The 615-nt window shown below is 50.2% G+C and carries 1 pseudogene; it reads left to right on the top strand.

The features are described from left to right. Positions 1–495 (top strand): annotated as a pseudogene (locus F0155_RS23285) (hypothetical protein); the annotation flags it as partial. Positions 496–615 lie beyond the last annotated feature (120 nt).

Raw genomic sequence — 615 nt, 5'->3', positions numbered from 1 at the left:
GCACATGACGACGGCCAATATGTCGTTTGGCAAACAGATGCTGATGGAAATCGCGCATCATCCAGTGCATTTGTGGATCCGATTGAATACGAAGCCACATTCAATGTTGATCTGAACAATGACAGCCAGCTGGGATATCCTCTGGTCTCAATCGAGACAAATGGCGATACCTCTCTGGCAACAAGCAACTCGCGCTACACTTTCGTCGATCTGGATGGAAACGAAACTCGCCTGACATTTTCGGGTGAAGCCGTGACGAGCCAGACATTCTCCGGCTGGCAGGCCATTCAGGCAGAGGAAAATGATGTCGGCGGATATCAGGTCCTGTGGTCGCACGACGATGGCCGATACCTCCTTTGGCAGACAGATGCTGATGGAAATCGCATTTCCGGTGAACTTGTGGATCCAATCGATTATGAAGACACCTTCAATGTCGATCTGAACAGCGATGGAAATCTGGGATATCTGCAGTTATTTGTCGATCCATTTTTCTAGAGCCTCGTGCGATTAGAGTGCAACGCACTGGCATGAACTGAAATAGTTCCAGCATTCTTGCGCTCTGAACTGATGCGGTGGATGCCCCCCACCCAGCGGCATCAAGTATACCATGACGGG

This window comes from Roseibium sediminis (assembly GCF_008711325.1).
Lineage (GTDB): Bacteria > Pseudomonadota > Alphaproteobacteria > Rhizobiales > Stappiaceae > Roseibium > Roseibium sediminis.
The sequence above is the reverse complement of the archived record's forward strand: the minus strand, read 5'-3'. Positions and strand labels throughout refer to the sequence as shown.